The organism is Streptomyces sp. AA4, from assembly GCF_000158875.1.
GTDB lineage: Bacteria > Actinomycetota > Actinomycetes > Mycobacteriales > Pseudonocardiaceae > Amycolatopsis.
This window is the reverse complement of record NZ_GG657746.1, coordinates 429115-444659: the sequence shown is the minus strand read 5'-3', so window position 1 is coordinate 444659 and position 15545 is coordinate 429115. Positions and strand designations below refer to the sequence as shown.

The 15545-nt window shown below is 70.4% G+C and carries 13 protein-coding genes; 2 read left to right on the top strand and 11 right to left on the bottom strand.

Translation table 11 applies throughout. The annotated features are described in order from the left end of the window. Positions 1 to 181 precede the first annotated feature (181 nt). Positions 182 to 1630 (top strand): hypothetical protein, encoded by a 1449-nt coding sequence (locus SSMG_RS02215; RefSeq protein WP_353611743.1) that lies wholly within the window; start codon positions 182 to 184, stop codon positions 1628 to 1630. 21 nt (positions 1631 to 1651) lie between these two features. On the opposite strand, the gene tsaE is transcribed toward SSMG_RS02215, so the two are convergent. From tsaE to glmS, 8 genes are read right to left on the bottom strand one after another with little or no spacing between them, the layout of a single operon-like run. Beyond that, the gene (tsaE, locus tag SSMG_RS02210) at positions 1652 to 2101 is read right to left on the bottom strand and encodes a tRNA (adenosine(37)-N6)-threonylcarbamoyltransferase complex ATPase subunit type 1 TsaE (RefSeq protein WP_286157017.1); all 450 of its coding nucleotides are present in this window, start codon (positions 2099 to 2101) and stop codon (positions 1652 to 1654) included. Positions 2102 to 2103: 2 nt separating this feature from the next. Further along, positions 2104 to 3192 (bottom strand): alpha/beta fold hydrolase, encoded by a 1089-nt coding sequence (locus tag SSMG_RS02205; protein ID WP_009072374.1) that lies wholly within the window; start codon positions 3190 to 3192, stop codon positions 2104 to 2106. Continuing rightward, on the bottom strand, positions 3189 to 4310 hold the full coding sequence (gene alr, locus SSMG_RS02200; RefSeq protein WP_009072373.1) for an alanine racemase: 1122 nt from the start codon (positions 4308 to 4310) through the stop codon (positions 3189 to 3191). Before alr ends, SSMG_RS02205 begins: the two co-directional genes overlap by 4 nt. 29 nt (positions 4311 to 4339) lie before the next feature. Beyond that, a complete protein-coding gene (locus tag SSMG_RS02195) occupies positions 4340 to 5440 on the bottom strand; it encodes an ABC transporter ATP-binding protein (RefSeq protein WP_009072372.1) in 1101 nt (366 codons plus the stop codon). A 3-nt stretch (positions 5441 to 5443) separates the two neighbouring features. Next, positions 5444 to 6877 carry a xylulokinase gene (gene xylB, locus SSMG_RS02190; protein WP_009072371.1) on the bottom strand — a complete coding sequence of 478 codons (1434 nt, stop codon included), beginning with the start codon at positions 6875 to 6877 and terminating at the stop codon, positions 5444 to 5446. Beyond that, the gene (locus SSMG_RS02185; protein WP_009072370.1) at positions 6867 to 7691 is read right to left on the bottom strand and encodes a DeoR/GlpR family DNA-binding transcription regulator; all 825 of its coding nucleotides are present in this window, start codon (positions 7689 to 7691) and stop codon (positions 6867 to 6869) included. Before SSMG_RS02185 ends, xylB begins: the two co-directional genes overlap by 11 nt. A gap of 50 nt (positions 7692 to 7741) precedes the next feature. Then, on the bottom strand, positions 7742 to 9184 hold the full coding sequence (locus SSMG_RS02180; RefSeq protein ID WP_009072369.1) for a bifunctional ADP-dependent NAD(P)H-hydrate dehydratase/NAD(P)H-hydrate epimerase: 1443 nt from the start codon (positions 9182 to 9184) through the stop codon (positions 7742 to 7744). A 12-nt stretch (positions 9185 to 9196) separates the two neighbouring features. After that, the gene (gene glmS / locus SSMG_RS02175) at positions 9197 to 11059 is read right to left on the bottom strand and encodes a glutamine--fructose-6-phosphate transaminase (isomerizing) (RefSeq protein ID WP_009072368.1); all 1863 of its coding nucleotides are present in this window, start codon (positions 11057 to 11059) and stop codon (positions 9197 to 9199) included. Positions 11060 to 11253: 194 nt separating this feature from the next. Here glmS and SSMG_RS02170 point away from each other — a divergent pair, with 194 nt between their 5' ends. Further along, the gene (locus SSMG_RS02170) at positions 11254 to 12090 is read left to right on the top strand and encodes a dienelactone hydrolase (RefSeq protein ID WP_037712288.1); all 837 of its coding nucleotides are present in this window, start codon (positions 11254 to 11256) and stop codon (positions 12088 to 12090) included. Between the two features lie 14 nt (positions 12091 to 12104). Here the strand turns inward: SSMG_RS02170 and SSMG_RS02165 are convergent, their stop codons facing one another. Genes SSMG_RS02165 through SSMG_RS02155 form a run of 3 tightly spaced genes read right to left on the bottom strand, consistent with a single transcriptional unit; the run spans position 12105 to position 15521 of the window. Next, positions 12105 to 12548, bottom strand: a complete 444-nt coding sequence (locus SSMG_RS02165; RefSeq protein ID WP_009072366.1) for a hypothetical protein — start codon at positions 12546 to 12548, stop codon at positions 12105 to 12107. A gap of 16 nt (positions 12549 to 12564) precedes the next feature. Beyond that, positions 12565 to 15207, bottom strand: a complete 2643-nt coding sequence (locus tag SSMG_RS02160) for a hypothetical protein (protein WP_009072365.1) — start codon at positions 15205 to 15207, stop codon at positions 12565 to 12567. Next, positions 15207 to 15521 (bottom strand): hypothetical protein, encoded by a 315-nt coding sequence (locus SSMG_RS02155; protein WP_009072364.1) that lies wholly within the window; start codon positions 15519 to 15521, stop codon positions 15207 to 15209. The genes SSMG_RS02160 and SSMG_RS02155 overlap by 1 nt, the downstream gene beginning before the upstream one ends. Positions 15522 to 15545 lie beyond the last annotated feature (24 nt).

Here is a 15545-nt window from a genome sequence, read left to right as displayed (position 1 = left end):
GATCGCGGCATTGGCGGTGCTATCCGGCCCGAGTCCGGCGGCAGCCTTCTCCGGAACCGGGCGGCATTCCGAGAATGCGCAAGCGTCCCCCGAAGCGACTGCGGAAATCGCACTGAAACTGTTGCGCGACGGCGGCTTCCAAGTCACCGAGAAGGTGACTGTCCCAGGTGGACAGCGACTGGTGTCCACGTTGCCGCTGCGGCTGCCCGCTGACGACGGGCAGGACCTCCGCTACACGGTGCGGGACGCGAAGGCCATCGGCGGCAGCGCCGTCGCGCAGGCCGACGACCAGTTCACGCTCACCTTCGGCGCGGGCGAATCCACCGTCGTCTACACACTCGCCGGCGCCCTCGCCGACCAGGGCGGCGGCCAGCAGGTGCGCGCCCTCGTCGCGGGCGGCTTCGACCGGCCGGTGAAGGAAATCAAGGCGTCCTTCCTCGCCCCGGCCCGGCAGATGGCGCCGGTGACCTGTTCGATCGGCGCGAACCAGCCGTGCACGCTGTCCGAGGTCGACCACACCGGCGTGCTGCGGCTGCAGCAGAACGATTTGCCGCCGGGCGCGCGAATGGAACTGTCTGTCGGACTGCCGCCGGGCACCGCGCCGGCGAATGCCGATTTCGTGCCGGCCAGCGCATTGGCGGCGGCGTTCTCGCTCACCTTGCCGTCCGTCATCGGATTCGCCGCGGTTGCCGTTTTGCTGATTGCCCTCGCGCTATTCGTATGGCGGCTCCGAAAGAAAGACGAACTCGCGACCAGCGCCGGCGATACCACAATCGAAGTCCTGTTGCAGGAAAACGGCCGAACTTGGTTCGCTTCTCCGGACGGGGTGCTTCCCGGGCAGATCGGCACCGTGATGGACGAGTCGGTGGACCCGGTGGACATCGCGGCCACCGTCGTCGATCTGGCGGTGCGGAATTACCTGTGGCTGGCCGAGCTTCCCGGGCCGGACTGGCAGATCTCCCGGCGGAACCCGCCGGACGAGCACCTGCGCGATTTCGAGCGGGTGGTCTACGAAACGCTGCTGCCGGAAGGCGCCGACACCGTCCTGTTGTCCCGGCTGAACGATCTCGACGCGGCACCGATCCAGGACGCGATGTACCGGGACGCCGTTGCCAGCCAATGGTTCTCGCGTCGTCCGGACACCGCGCGCGGGGTGCTGGCGCTGCCCGGCATCCTGCTGTTCGTGCTCGGCTTGGTCGCGACGGCGGTGCTTTCGTTCACCGTCGGGCACGCGCTGCTGGGCGTCGCGGTCGCGCTCGCCGGCCTGGGTCTCGCCGCGGCTCGCGCGCTGCTGCCGTCCCGCACCGCCCGCGGCCGCGCGGTCGCCGGCCAGATCCGCGGGCTGTTGCGCTACCTGCACCGGGTGCGCGCGGAAGACATCGAACGCCCGGCGGACCGCGAGATGGTGTTCTCCCGTTCTCTGCCGTACGCGGTGGTGCTCGGCGACACCGAACGCTGGCTCGGCGCGTTCGCCGACTTGGACCCGGACGCCGACGGCCAGGCCGGCCTCTCCTGGTACGGCGGCGTCGAACAGGACAATGACCTGCGTCGCTTCGGCCCTCGGCTGCTGGCCTTCCTGACCGCGCTCAACCACGCGCTGACGAAGGAACCGTCGAAAACCGGGTCGTAGAGGATTGCCGGACGGCGAGCGCTACGCCGCTTGCAGTTCGGCGACCCGGGTGGTCCACGAGCCGTGCGGTTCCAGGACAACGGTCCGGGTGTCGTCGTCGTGCCGGGTCAGGCGAACGACCAGGTGGTCCTCCGACAGCCGCTCCGCGCTGCCCTCGCCCCATTCGACGACCACCGCGGACGACTCCAGGTCAGTGTCCAGATCGAGGTCGTCCAACTGGGACAGATCGCCGCCGAGCCGGTACGCGTCCACGTGGATCAGCGGCACTCCGGCCGCACCGGCTTCGTGCACCCGCGCCAGCACGAAGGTCGGCGAGCTGACCCGCCCGCCGACGCCGAGACCGTCCGCGATCCCGCGGGTCAGCGTCGTCTTCCCGGCCCCGAGCGGACCGTCCAACAGCACCACATCGCCCGCGCGCAGGGCCGCGCCCAGTGTCCGCCCGAAGGCCATCGTGTCCTCGGGGGTTTCCAGAATCACCTTGTCCACCACCAGTTTCGCCGGTTCGGCGCGGCGCTGCCCGCACAGCGCTGCAGCAGGTCGATGAGATGGCTGTTCACCAGCTCAGGCTGTTCGAGCTGCACCATGTGCCCGGCCCCGCGCACGCGCACCAGCTCGGCGTCCGGCAGCTCCTCGGCGATGCGCTCGGCGTGCGCGAACGGCGTGAAGCGGTCCGAGTCGCCGCCGATGACCAGCACGTGCGCGTGTTTCAGCCCGGCCAGCACAGCGTAGCGATTGTGGCTGCCGAGGGTGTCCACGAAGTTGATCAGCCCGCGCACCGGCGTGACGGCCAGCATTTCCAGCATGAAGTCGACCAGCCGAGGCGAGACATCACGGCTGCCGAACGCGAGCCGCCGCACTGCCTGCCGAGTCAGCTGGCCCCCGGCCGCGCGGACGAACTCCACCAACCCGGGTTGCCATCCGGCCAGCTCTCCGACACCACGCGTGAGCGGGTTGTACTTGGACAGCAACGGCCGCGGCAACCCGCGCGCGCCGACTTCGCCCGCTGCGGTCGCGATGAAGGCAACGCCGCACACGCGGTCCTCGAAGAGGTCTGGCCGTTGCGCGGCCAGTTCCATGATCACCATGCCGCCCATGGAATGTCCCATGAGGACGATCGGCCCCTCGGGCACTAACGCGCGCAGCACGCTGTCGAGGTCGTGCGCGAGCTGTTCGATCGTCGACGTCTCCGTAGACGCTTCGCCGGACAGACCGTGACCGCGATGGTCGAAGTAGACCTGGCGTACGCGCGGCAGTCGCAGCGAAGCGAAGTCTCGACGCTGGAAGTGCCACGAGCGCCGCGAAAGCGCGAAGCCGTGTACGCCGACGAGAGTCAGCTCCGGCTCTTCGTCGTCCCCGGGGTCGATCTCCTCGACCGACAGCGGCGTACCGTCTTCAGCCGCGACAGTGGACGTGCGGTCCGGCTTCAGCTCGCCCAACGGCTCGTCTACGAACGGGTCTTCAGTCGGTTTGCGTTGCTGCGACGCGACAACTGCCGCTGCCGCACCCGTGACTACCGCTCCGACTCCGCCGACGATCGCCCACAGCCGCGTCGAAGGAGTCACGCCCGCTCCCCCACGTACCGGCGGCGTACGCGCGGCCGGTACATCGAGGTGACGATCTCGTAGTCGATCGTGCCGAGCTTGTCCGCCCATTCGCGCGCGGTCGGCTCGCCGGAGCGGCCCGCGCCGAACAGCACGACCTCGTCGCCGACGGTGGGCACGTCCTCGTTGCCGACGTTGACCACGAGCTGGTCCATGCAGATCCGCCCGACGACCGGCCGCCGTTTCCCGCCCAGCCAGACGTCCATCCGGCCGGACAGCGTGCGCGGCACCCCGTCGGCGTATCCGACGGGCACGAGCGCGAGCGTGGTGTCCTCCCGCGCGGTCCAGGTGTGGCCGTAGGAGACGGATTCCCCGGCCGCCAGCGGTTTGGTGAGCACCACGGTCGACCGGAACGTCATGACCGGGCGCAGGTCGTCGTCGGTGGGCACCGGGTTGAGGCCGTACATCGCGATGCCCGGGCGGACGAGTTCGAAGTGCAGGTCGGGCCGGGTCAGCGTGGCCGCGGAGTTGGCCAGGTGCCGGATCGGGTCGAGACCGGCCGCGCGGGCCGCGTCGTACGCCTCGGCGAACAGCTTCGCCTGCGCGTCGATCGACGCGTGCCCCAGTTCGTCGGCGCAGGCCAGGTGCGACCAGATGGCCACGACCTCGACGCCACGCGCTTTGGCCGCCGCTTCGACCAGCTCAGGCCAGGCAGCGGGAGGGCAGCCATTGCGAGACAGCCCGGTGTCGATTTTGAGGTGCACGCGGGCGCGTTTTCCGGCCCGCTCCGCCGCGGCTTCGACGCGGGCCAGCTCACCGAGGGAGCTTACGCCGAGGTCGATGTCCGCCTCGATGCCGGGCGTGAAGTCCAGCTCGGGCACGTCCAGCCAGCTGAACAGCCGCCCGGACAGGCCCGCGGCCCGCAGGTCGAGGGCTTCCTGCAGCGAGCAGGTGCCGAGCCAGCTCGCGCCGGCTTCGACCGCGGCGCGGCCGACGGGTACCGCGCCGTGGCCGTATCCGTCGGCCTTGACCACACACATCACGGCCGCGCCGGGAGCCCGGGCGGCCAGCAAGGAAACGTTGTGCCGCAGTGCGCCGAGATCGATCACCGTCTCGGCGTGCGGAGAACTGGCAGTCATAACGACTGCCAGTTTCCCACGCTATCGGCTCAGGAGAGACGCTGCCCGGACGTGCCGGAGAACACGTGCAGCTCGTCCGGACGGATCCGCAGGTGCAGGGTGTCGCCCATGCCGGGCGGCGTACGCGGGTCGACGCGGGCGACCACGTTGCGTGACGAACCCTCGGCGCTCTCCGCGACGCCCGCGCCGAGCTTGCCGTACATGTACGCGTCCGAGCCCAGTTCCTCGACCAGCTCCACCTTGATCGGCAGCGCGCCCTCGCTGTCGGTGGTGACCTCCAGCGCCTCCGGGCGGAAACCGATGGTGACCGTGTCGCCGTCGGCCGCGGACCGGACCTCGGGCTTGAGCGGCACCCGCATGCCGCCGACCTCGGCGCCGTCCGCGGTGAGCTTCGCGGTGACCAGGTTCATCGCGGGCGAGCCCATGAAGCCCGCGACGAAAACGTTTGCGGGCCGGTCGTACAGCGCGCGCGGGGTGTCGCACTGCTGCAGCAGCCCGTCCGACAGCACCGCGACGCGGTCACCCATCGTCATGGCCTCGACCTGGTCGTGGGTCACGTAGACAGTGGTGACACCGAGCCGGCGCTGCAGCGCGGCGATCTGCGTACGGGTCGAAACGCGCAGCTTCGCGTCGAGGTTCGACAGCGGCTCGTCCATCAGGAAGACCTGCGGCTCGCGCACGATCGCGCGGCCCATCGCGACGCGCTGGCGCTGACCGCCGGACAACGCCTTCGGCTTGCGGTCCAGGTACTGCTCGATGTCCAGCAGCTTCGCCGCGTCGAGCACCTTCTGCTTGATCTCCGACGCCGGCCGCCCGGCGATCTTCAGCGCGAAGCCCATGTTCTGCGCGACCGTCATGTGCGGGTACAGCGCGTAGTTCTGGAACACCATCGCGATGTCGCGCGAACGCGGCGGCAGCTGGGTGACGTCGCGGTCGCCGATCCAGACCGTGCCCTCGTCGATGTCCTCCAGTCCGGCGAGCATCCGCAGCGCGGTGGACTTGCCCGAGCCCGACGGCCCGACCAGCACGAGGAACTCGCCGTCGGCGATCTCCAGGTCCAGCGCGTCGACGGCGGGACGCTCGGTCCCGGAGTAGCGCCGGGTCGCCTTGTCGTAGGTGATGCTGGCCATCGGTCAGTCCTCTCCCAATTTCGCGGAAACCCCGTGCGCGGCCTCGCGCGCCTCGAGGTGGCGTTGCTGGATCTCGATGCCCGCGGCGCGCAGCGCCCCGGTCGGCCCGTCCAACACGAGCTGGTTCTTGGTTCCGGTCCACGCGGGCGGTTCGGCGGAGCCCGCGAGCGCCCAAGCCGCCTGTCGAGCGGCCCCGAGCGCGACGTACTCGCCGACCTCGGGGAGCACGACGGGCAGGCCGAGCACGATCGGCGCGATCGCCCGCACCGCGGCGGACTGCGCGCCGCCGCCGATGAGCAGCACGCGCTTCACGTCCATGCCCTGCGCGCGCACCGCGTCGAGCCCGGCGGCCAACCCGCAGACCATGCCCTCGACAGTCGCCCGCGCGACGTTCTCCGGCGTCATGTTCGCCCTGGTCAGCCCGTGCAGCGAGCCGGTCGCGCCAGGCAGGTTCGGGGTGCGCTCGCCGTCGAGGTACGGCAGCAGCGTGAGCCCGCCCGCGCCCGGTTCGGCGGCCAGCGCGAGCCGGTCGAATTCGGCCAGGTCCACCCCGAGCATCGCCGCGCCCGCGGTGAGCACGCGGGCGGCGTTGAGGGCGGCGGTCAGCGGGAGGAACCGGCCGGTGGCGTCGGCGAATCCGGCGACCAGGCCGCTCGCGTCCGCCGCGCCGGTCTCGGTGACGCCGAAAACCGTGCCGCTGGTGCCGATCGAGATCACCGCGTCGCCCGGGGCCAGTTCGAGCGCGAGGGCGGCGGCCATGTTGTCGCCGGTGCCCGCGGAGACGAGCATGCCGTCGCTGGTGTGTCCGGCGACGTCGGACGGACCGAGGACCGTCGGCAGCTCCGGAGTGCGGCCGCCGAACGCGTGCGCGAGGACGTCCTGGCGATACGTGTTGTCCGTCGGCGAGAAATAGCCGGTGCCCGAGGCGTCGCCACGGTCGGTCACGGCCGTTTCCGGGCGGCCCAGCAATCGCCAGGTCAGCCAGTCGTGCGGCAGCAGAACGCGGGCGACCCGGTCGGCGTTCTCCGGTTCGTGCTCGGCGAGCCAGCGGAGCTTGGTGACGGTGAAGCTGGCGACCGGCACCAGCCCGACCGACTTCGCCCACACGCCGGGTCCGCCCAGTTCTTCGGTGAGGTCTTTGGCCGCCTGCGCGGAGCGGGTGTCGTTCCACAGCAACGCCGGCCGGACCACCTCGCCTGCCTCGTCGAGCGTGACCATGCCGTGCTGCTGACCGCCGACCCCGATGGCCCGCACGCCGTCGAGGACGTCGCGAGTGGCGTCCGCAAACGCTTGCGCCCACGCTGCGGGGTCGACCTCGGTCCCGTCCGGATGCGGTGCCCGGCCAGTGCGCACGACCTCGCCGGTGCGGGCGTCGCAGACCACGACCTTCGTCGACTGGGTCGACGAATCGACCCCGGCCACCAGCTCAGCTGTCATAAAGCTGCCCCTCCTCGACGTACTCCGCGGCCTCGACCGCCGTTCCCGCGTTCAGCGCCGCCTCGATCTCCTCGGTCGGAGTGGCTTCGCTGGTGATCAGGAGGTCGTAATCGCCGACGTCGCCGTGCGCGTACGTCGCGGTGCGGCCGAACTTCGAGTGGTCGAGCACCAGCACGTTGCGGTTCGCGGCGCGCAGCACGGCCTTCTTCAGCTCGGCGTAGTCGCGGACCGGGTGGAACAGCCGGCCCACCGCGACCGCGCTCACCGAGACAAACGCGATGTCCACACGAATGCGCTCGAGCAGCGCGAGCACGTCGGGGCCGGAGCAGGAGTCGTACTCGGGGTCGTAACGCCCGCCGGCGAGGAGCACGTCGACGCCGGTGCCCAGCAGCCGCGCGGCCTGCAGCGAGTTGGTGATGACGGTGAGCCGCTCGACCCGGGCCAGCCGCTCGACCAGCGGGAACAGCGTGGTGGAGTCGTCCACGAACACCGCCTGGCCGGGCTCGACGTGCTGGATCGCGAGGTCGGCGAGGGCTTCCTTCTCGGCCGAGTGCAGCGTGAACCGGCTCGCGGTCTCCATGGTGAGCGCCGGATACGCCTCGACCTTGCCGCGCAGCTTCCGCAGCAGCCGCTTGTCGGCGAGGTCGTCCAGGTCGCGGTGCATCGTCATGAGGCTGACGCCGAACCGGGCGGTGAGGTCGTCGATCCGGACTTCGCCCTGGTCGATGACGTAGTCGAGGATCTCCTGCCGCCGCTGCTCCACCGCGGCGTCGGACGGGCGCGTCTTCGGCCGTCCTGGCGTGTCTCGACTCACATCTTGTTCTTACCAGATATCGAGAGCCGAGTTAACACGTAACTCGATAACTATGCGGTCGCGCGGACCAGCCGGAGCGCGGCGGGGATGGCATCGACCAGACCGGACGCCGACGTCGGCACGTCCTCGGCAGCGAGCGCGCCCGCCAGCGAATGCACCTGCGCGGCGGCCGCGGCGGCCAGCCACGGGTCCAGCCCGGCGGCGAGCAGCGAGCCGACCAGACCGGTCAGCACGTCGCCGGAGCCGGCGGTGGCCAGCCACGATCCGTGCGGGGTGTTCACCGCGACGCGACCGTCCGGGGCGGCGATCACCGTGCAGTGGCCTTTCAACAGCACGACAGCGTCGTACTTCTTCGCCGCTTCCCGCGCCGCCGCGACGCGATCCGCGCCCGGGCGGCGGCCCATCAGGCGTTCGTACTCGCCCGCGTGCGGAGTGAGCACGAGCGGCGTGTCCGGGTCGCGGGCATCGAGGACCTCGGGGGTGTTCGCGATGATCGTGGTGGCGTCGGCGTCCGCGCACACCGGGACGCCCTGGCCGAGGATGTGCCGCAGGATTTCCCGGCCTTCCCCGCCAGTGCCGATGCCAGGGCCGACTACCCACGCCTGCACCCGGCCCGCGTCGGTGACCGAGCCGGTCGCCACGATCTCCGGCCAGCGCGAGCGCACGACGTCCGCGGCGTGCCCGGCGTAACGAACCATGCCCGCCGTCGCGCGGACCGCCGAACCGGACGCGAGCACCGCGGCACCGGGGTAGGTCGCCGAGCCGGCCGCGATGCCGACCACGCCCTGGGTGTATTTGTCGTCCTCCGGACCGGGGATCGGCCACGCCTCCGCGACGTCCGACAGGTCGAGGCGCTGCAGATCCGGGTCGTCGAGCCAGGGCCGCAGGCCGATGTCCACCAGCACGACCTCGCCGCATTCCTCGGGAGCCAGCACGTGCACCGGCTTCAACGCACCGAAGGTGACCGTGCGCGCGGCGGTGACGTGCGGGCCGTCGACCGCTCCGGTGTCCGGGTCGACGCCGCTCGGCAGATCCACCGCCACCACCGGTGCTTCGATCCGCGCGACCAGCTCGGCCGCTTCCGGACGCAACGGGCCGCGAGCGGAAATGCCGACGATGCCGTCCACGACGACGTCCGCCTTCTCGATCCACTGTGGACTGTCCGCAATGGACACCACGCGACCACCGGAGCGCCGCAGCGCGGCCAATCCGGCCGGGTGCGCCTTCTCCGGCTTCAGCAATACCGCCGCCACCGCGACGCCGCGCCGACGCAGGAAAGCGCCCGCCCACAACGCATCGCCGCCGTTGTTGCCCGAGCCGACCAGCAGCACGACCCGGCGACCGGAGACGCCGCCGGTGTCCTCGGCCGCCAGCCCGGCCACCTCGGCGGCGAGGCCGAAGGAGGCGCGGCGCATCAGCTCGCCGTCCGGGGTGCGGGCGAGCAGGAGATCTTCCGCCGCGCGAATCCGTTCTGTCGTCCAGATTCCTTGCACGGCGGCGGCTCCCTACTCCACGGTGACGGACTTCGCCAGGTTACGCGGCTTGTCGATGTCGTACCCGCGCGAACTCGCGATCTCCGCGGCCAGCACCTGCAGCGGCACGGTGGACACCAGCGGCTGCAACAGCGTGGGGACCGCGGGCACCTCGATCAGCTCGTCGGCGAACGGGCGCACGGTCTCGTCGCCCTCCTCGGCGATCACGATCGTGCGCGCGCCCCGCGCCTGGATCTCGCTGATGTTCGACACCAGCTTCGAGTGCAGCACCGCGCGGCCCTTCGGCGACGGCATCACGACGACGACCGGCAGGCCCTCTTCGATCAGCGCGATCGGACCGTGCTTCAGCTCGCCCGCCGCGAAGCCTTCCGCGTGCATGTACGCGAGTTCCTTCAGCTTCAGCGCGCCTTCCAGCGCCACCGGGAACCCGACGTGGCGGCCGAGGAACAGCACCGCGCGCGAATCGGAGATCCGCCGCGCGATCTCGCGGGTCGGCTCCACAGTGGACAGTACTTTTTGCACCGCGGCCGGCATCGCTTCCAGCTCGGCGAACTCGCGGGCGACCTCGTCCGGGTACTTCGTGCCGCGCGCCTGCGCCAGCGCGAGGCCGACGAGATAGTTCGCGGCGATCTGCGCGAGGAACGCCTTGGTCGACGCGACGCCGATCTCCGGACCGGCGTGCGTGTACAGCACGGCGTCGGACTCACGCGGGATCTGCGCGCCGTTGGTGTTGCAGACCGCGAGCACGCGGGCCTTCTGCTCGCGCGCGTGCCGCACGGCTTCGAGGGTGTCCGCGGTCTCGCCGGACTGCGAGACGGCGACGACGAGCGTGTCGCGGTCGAGCACCGGGTCGCGGTAGCGGAACTCCGACGCCAGCTCCACCTCGACCGGCAGCCGGCACCAGTGCTCGATGGCGTACTTCGCGACGAGCCCGGAGTGGTACGCCGAACCGCAGGCGACGACGAACACCTTGTCGACGTCGCGCAGGTCCTGGTCGGAAATGCGCTGCTCGTCGAGGATGATCCGGCCCGCCTCGAAGTGGCCGCGCAGCGTGTTCGCCAGCGCCTCGGGCTGTTCCTCGATCTCCTTGAGCATGAAGTACTCGTGGCCGCCCTTCTCGGCGGCCGACAGGTCCCAGTCGACGGTGAACGGCTTGGCCTGCGCGGCGTCGCCGTGGAAGTCGGTGACCCGGTAGCCGTCGCGGGTGATGACGACCAGCTGGTCCTGGCCCAGTTCGACGGCCTCGCGGGTGTGCTCGATGAACGCCGCGACGTCGGACGCGACGAAGTGCTCGCCCTCGCCGACCCCGACCACCAGCGGCGAAGACCGGCGTGCGGCGACGATCGTGTCCGGCTCGTCCGCGTGCGTCACGACGAGCGTGAACGCGCCCTCCAGACGGCGGCAGACCGCGGCGACGCTGGCCGGCAAGTCTCCCTTGGTGTCGCCCTCGGTGTAGGCGAGAGCGACCAGGTGCGCGGCGGTTTCGGTGTCGGTGTCGCTGGCCATCTCGATGCCCGCGGCCTCGAGTTCAGCGCGCAAGGCGGCGAAGTTCTCGATGATCCCGTTGTGCACCACCGCGACGCGACCGGTGGCGTCCCGGTGCGGATGCGAGTTGCGGTCGATCGGGGCCCCGTGCGTGGCCCAGCGGGTGTGGCCCATGCCCGCGGTGCCGGCGAACGCGTCGCGGCCGACCTCGTCGAGCCGAGCCTCCAGGTTGGCCAGCCGGCCGGCCTTGCGCTCGACGGTCAGCGCGCCGGCGCCGTCCAGCACCGCCACGCCAGCCGAGTCGTAGCCCCGGTATTCCATGCGGCGGAGCCCACCGAGCACGACGTCCAGAGCCGGGCGGTGTCCGACGTATCCCACGATTCCACACACGCGAACTAGCGTAACGAGACAAGTCCAGTCCCCTACTCCGGTCCCTAGAGCGGGGTTTTCAGTGCCGCTGAGCTGGGCGAGCGGCCTTCCGGACAACCATTGGCCGGTTCTTCGCGCACCGTGGCGGCGGACCCCTAAACCGCTCGGGGTGGCGCACCGGGCCGGGACTGGGCACGGGCAGTAAGGTCACGCGCATGGCCAGCAAGCCCAAGCAGCTGCTCACGGAGCTGTCCCACCCGGGTCCGCACGAGGTTTTGCGCGGCAATCTCGCCCTGGTCGGACTGCCCGGCGTCGTGTTCACCCCGCGCCAAGGCCTCGGCCTCCCGGCCATCGCGTTCGGGCACGGCTGGCTGCAGCCCGCCACCCGCTACCGACAGCTGCTGCACCACCTCGCGAGCTGGGGCGTGGTCGCCGCGGCCCCCGCGACGCAGCTCGGCCCGCTCCCGTCGCACCGCCTGCTGGCCGGCGACCTGCTGACGACGCTCGACGTCATCACCACGGTCCGCCTCGGCCCGGACGGCATCAGCGTCGACCCGGAAAAACTGGGCCTGGCCGGCCACTCCACCGGCGGCGGTTCGGCAGTGCTGGCAGCCGCCCAGTCCGCCGCCGCGGGCGACGACGCCCGCCCGAAGGTCCGCGCGGTGGCGACAGTGGCCGCGGCGCAGACCTTCCCGCCCGCCACGGACGCCGCGAAGGTCATCAACGCCCCCGGCCTGCACCTGGCGGTGGACGGCGACCTGGTCGCCCCGGCGGTCGGCCACGCGGACGCCATCGCCCAGGCGTGGGCCGGCCCGGTGCAGCTGCGGACGCTGTCGAAGTCCTCCCACCTGGCGGTGACCGAGGGCCGGCACTGGAGCCAGCTGCTGCTGCAGGGCAAACCGCAGCGCGCGACGCAGCAGCTGACGAAGGCGCTGTTCACTGCGTTCTTTCTCACGCATTTGACGGGTACGGAGAAGTACCTGCCGCTGCTGGACGCCGATGTGAAACGCGCGCCGATCGAGGTTCCGGAGGACGAGGAACCGGCTGCCTGATCAGCGGATGCCGGTCAGGTAGCCAGCCAGTCGGTGTTCGTGTAGTCGTCCTCGTCGTGGTGCACGCCACGCCGATGCCGTCCCGACGCCGCGGCAGGCGGTGCCGGAGCCGGCGGAGGCGTGCTGGGCCGTTGCGGAGCAGGCTCGGCAGGCACATAGCCGGCGCGACGTTCCTTCTCCGCTTCCTCGTCTTCGAAACCGAAACTGACCTCGCCCTTGGCCTTGTCGCCGACGGTCGACTCCATCACCCAGCCGCCGGCCTTCGCCGCGCGGCGAGCGTTCTCCTGCACGCGGACGATCACCTGGCCGACCGTGCGCAGCTGCTTGTCGCTGGCCTCTTTGCTTTCCTTGAGGTCTTTCCGGACCCGGCTGCCGATCAACGCGAGCCGTTCCTCGGCCTCGCGTTCGATCTGAGCCATCTTGTGGCGGAACCCCGCCCCCAGGTCTTCGCTGCTCACCGCGTCCTCCCCCGTTCTAACGGCCAGGCTGATCGTCGTCGAGCAGCGACCCGCTGATCCGGTTCGAGCCGGCCTGCGAACCGAAAAGACCGCCGTCGGCCCGGTACGCGCTCGACGAACGTTCCTGCTCCTGTCCGCCGCCCGGCGCGTTGCCGAGCCCGCCCATCATGCCGCCGCCCATCATCGCCGGGGTTCCGGAGCCGCTCGCCTCGTGGTGCACCGGGGCGGTGCCGAGCTGCGAGGTGTCGGTCGGCGGGGCATCGCCTGCCGAGGCGGCCATCGGATCGCCGGTGTCGCCAAGGCCGGGGTGGGGAACGGTGCCGATCCCGGGGTCGGAGGAGAACGGGTCGAGCACCGACTGGGCACTCGTCGACTCGTCCGGGCCTGATGCCGCGGCGGGCGCGCTCGCCGGCTCGTGGGTCACCGGCAGTTCGTGCGAGGACGGCTGGCCCGGGATGATCCGGTGCTCATGGGCGGCTGGCTGGTCCGGAACGGCCTGGTGGCTCTGCGCGGCGGGCTGCTCGGGAACGATTTGCTGACCTTGCGCGGCGACCTGGTCCGGAACGACCTGGTTGGCCGCCGCGACGACCGGCTGGCCCGCGGCTGCCGCCGCGTCCGGCACCGGCGTCCCGGGAGGCGTCGGCACACCCGGCGTGGCCTGCCCGCCGGCCGCGGCTCCGCCGCCGGAGTGGTGGCCGCTGGGGTTCAGCGCACCGTCGTCACCGAGGGTGTACTTCGTCGGATGTCCCGAGCCGTCGTCGATCGTCACGACCGTGGGACCGTCGGCCCCGGACAGCCGCTCGGCCACGATCGACAGCTTGCCGTCCTGGATGTGGATCTTGCCGTCCGGGCCCGGCTGGTACTTCTGGCCGGCTCCCTGCGTGCCGTCGGGGTTCTTCGCGGCGTCCGGGGTTCCCTCGTGGCCTTGGCCGGTCCCTTGCGCCCCGTCGTGGCCCTGCGGCCCGAACCCGGTCGCCGGGTCCGGATGCTGCTGCCCGGGCAGCGAAGTCCCCGGCGGTTGCGTCGCGCCGGGCTTCGCCTGGTCCCCGAAGTCGAGGTCGTAGGTCTTCGGCTTGCCAGTGCCGTCGTCGACGCTGATCCCCATGTGCCCGTCCTTGCCGGGTTCGGACATGGAGATCTTGTGCCCGTCGTGCTCGACGGTCATCGTCTCGGGCTCTTCGGGTTTGAGGGCCGCGCCCGTCTTCGGGTCGATCGGATACGGCTGCCCAGTCTTCGGATCTACCTCGAGCGGCTGGTGAGTGACCGGGTTGAGCCCCTCGGCCGATTGCGGCTGGGTCTGCGGCGGTTCCGGCGTCTTGGGCATCTGCGCCGCGGCCGGCATCGGCCCCGAGCCGCCGGTGCTCGGCATCCCCGAATCCTTGCCACCGCCGCCGGAGGACGACGGCACGGTCTGCTGGCCGCCTCCGTCCGACTGCTGGCCGCCGCCTTGGTCAGCGGGCTTCGACGACGTGGTGAAGAGGTCCTCGCGGGCCTTGCCCAACGACGCGCCCAGCTCGTTCCACACCTGGTCGACACTGGTGCGCGTGTGCTCGCAGACCTGCTGCCAGTTGGTGACATGCTTGTCCATGAAGCCGCAGAACCCGGCGAGCCACTTCTTGGCCCATTCCTGCCCGGCGTCCTTGGTCTCGTCGTTGAGGTCGTTGCAGTCGTCTTTGATCGTGTCTTGCAGGTCCTTCGGCATCAGCCGGAGAAAATGCTTGAAGTCGTCGTCGCTGGCGTTGCGCCCCATCTCGGCGACCCGGATCAGCCGGTCGATGTCGCCCGGCGAGAAGTCGCCTTTGTTGGGGTACTCGGTGATGTAGTAATCCTGCAGCCACTGGCATTTCGCCCGGATCAGCTTCGCGATCGACGCGATGCTGCGGTCAATCAGCCCCGCCCCGTCCTTCAGGGTCTGCTCGACGGTCTTCGTGCCGTCGGTGATCCCCTTCCAGGACTGCTGGGCCTTGTCCCGTGCGTCGCCCGACCAGTTGGCGAACACCGTCGCCATCCGGTTGTCCTGATCCGCCGCGGCGTCCACAATGGACGCGTTGACGTCCGTCAATTCCTTGGCGGCGGCCTTGAATTTGTCGAACGGGATGTCCCGCTGCTCGTCGAACGGGTCGCCGACGTGCGGCTGGAACGGGTGCTCCGGCAGGTTCTGCGCGACGAGGCCGCGGGCGCGGTTGTAGAGCGGCAGCAGGTTCCGGAACGGCTGCAAGCCCGAGACGCCGAGGTCGAGGATCTCGTTCGAGTTCGCGACACCCGGATCGGTGTCGGTGTTCTTGGCCCCTTGGTCCTTCAGCTTCTGCTTGTCGCCGTCAACGGCCTGCTGCTGCTTGTCCTGCGCCGCCTTCGCGCCTTTGTCGGCTTCGTCTTTCGCCTTGCCGTACCAGTCGTAGACGTCGCTCTTGCTCGACCACTCCCAGTCCATGTCCCCTTCGGAGATGGACAGCGTCTGCTTGTAGTAGTCGCGCCAGTGGTTGCGGTCTTCGTCGCTCTGGAAGCCGTAACTCTGCGCTTCGCCGTCGTCGTCTTCGTCCTCGACGTAGTCGAAGTAGCGAAGTGCCAGTCCCCGTTTGGTGTTGCGGTCGATGCTGGGGTCGTTCATCAACTGCTGGAACTCTTGGAACGTCGGGAAGTTCCCGCTGCGCTTGGCCATCAGCGCTTGCCGCTCTTCGTGATGGAGTCCGAGCTGCTCGCCTCGTTGGCGGTGTACTTCTTGCTCGCCGACCCGAGGTTGTTCCCGAAGTCCTCACAGGCCTTCACGTAGCTGTCGACACATTTGCCGACCGCCTCGATCCCGGTCTTGTACAGCTGGAACGAGCCGTGGTGCTTGCGCCCGAAGTCCGCCTCGGTGATCTGGATCTGCTTCAACGCGGGCAGCGTCGTCTGCAGACGGTCCTTCGCCGCGTCCCGCACGAATCCGCCCGCCGTCTCCAGCATCTGCGGATCGACATTCTGCCGGTTCCCCACGCTCGCCCCTCCTCGACTGCCCAG